Origin of the sequence: Virgibacillus salexigens, from assembly GCF_014905415.1 — a bacterium.
GTDB lineage: Bacteria > Bacillota > Bacilli > Bacillales > Amphibacillaceae > Virgibacillus > Virgibacillus salexigens.
The window spans coordinates 1-310 of record NZ_BNEO01000119.1; the positions used below are offsets into that span (position 1 = coordinate 1).

1 protein-coding gene is annotated in these 310 nt (G+C 37.1%); it reads right to left on the reverse strand.

Features of this window, described 5'->3' with window-relative positions:
* A partial coding sequence (locus tag JKP73_RS22490) for a methyl-accepting chemotaxis protein (RefSeq protein WP_498370539.1) occupies positions 1-293 on the reverse strand: 293 nt, incomplete at its 3' end.
* Positions 294-310 lie beyond the last annotated feature (17 nt).

Genomic DNA, 310 nt, shown 5'->3' on the forward strand with positions numbered 1-310 from the left:
GAGGAATAATCAATTGCTGATTGGTGCAATTGCGGGAGTGTTTGTTCAAATTCTTGAAGATCCTTTTCTATGGACCTTAATTGATTATTTACTTTCTCGATTTCAATTAACAGCCCATTAAATGAAGACTGGGAAGTAGCAGCCATCGTAAGTGTTGATTTTGTTTTTGATAGCATTTGCTGAAACTCCTTAGACGCTTCTATTGTTATACATTCCATTCTCGATGTTGATTCAGTGATATCACTAGCTGCTCGAGAAGATTGTTCTGCTAGTTTTCTTATTTCCTTGGCCACTACAGCGAATCCTTTAC